The organism is Achromobacter sp. 10T422, from assembly GCF_056394065.1.
This window is the reverse complement of record NZ_JBFTHD010000028.1, coordinates 1-759: the sequence shown is the minus strand read 5'-3', so window position 1 is coordinate 759 and position 759 is coordinate 1. Positions and strand designations below refer to the sequence as shown.

The window sequence follows — 759 nt, the reverse complement described above, 5'->3', positions numbered from 1 at the left end:
AGTGGGTTTTACCAGAAGTAGTTAGCCTAACCGCAAGGGGGGCGATTACCACGGTAGGATTCATGACTGGGGTGAAGTCGTAACAAGGTAGCCGTATCGGAAGGTGCGGCTGGATCACCTCCTTTCAGAGCTTAAGTGCTCGTGTTAAGYGTCCACTCTTATCGGTTGTTTAATATAGCTGGGATCAGTTGTAGGCTTGGGTCGAGGGATTCTTCCCTGGGTCTGCAGCAACCTGACTACTGATCCGAGAAGGTTTTGGGTCTGTAGCTCAGTTGGTTAGAGCACCGTCTTGATAAGGCGGGGGTCGTTGGTTCGAATCCAACCAGACCCACCAAAATATTTTGCGCAAGTGTTCTCACTGTGTGGAATATGGGGGTGTAGCTCAGCTGGGAGAGCGCCTGCTTTGCAAGCAGGATGTCATCGGTTCGATCCCGTTCACCTCCACCATTGATTCTCAAATATCACTTCGGTGGTGATGTAGARGCTAACKCATAGCGCTGYTKKCAGYGTTATGMGTTRGGTTTTACYYAACAGCTATATTCGTTCTTTAACAATCTGGAAGAAGCACAACGAAATGTACTTATTRAGTACTCAGCGCAAGCTGAAGAAAATAAGTACGGGTTGTGATTGCATTATTTTGTTCCAAGTTCTCAAGACTGARGTGAATAACTTCAGACTGCTTTGAAACTTATGAACGGCACAAACGCTAATACTCAGGTCCTATAGCCTACAGCGTTATAGGATCAAGCGACTAAGTGC

At 46.9% G+C, this 759-nt stretch carries 2 tRNA genes and 1 rRNA gene; all 3 read left to right on the top strand.

Going from position 1 to position 759, the window contains the following annotated elements:
• Nucleotides 1-125: ribosomal RNA gene (locus AC1DB0_RS29830) — 16S ribosomal RNA — on the top strand; the annotation flags it as partial.
• Between the two features lie 132 nt (nt 126-257).
• A tRNA-Ile gene (locus AC1DB0_RS29825) sits at nt 258-334 on the top strand.
• A gap of 37 nt (nt 335-371) precedes the next feature.
• Nucleotides 372-447: transfer RNA gene (locus tag AC1DB0_RS29820), tRNA-Ala, on the top strand.
• Nucleotides 448-759 lie beyond the last annotated feature (312 nt).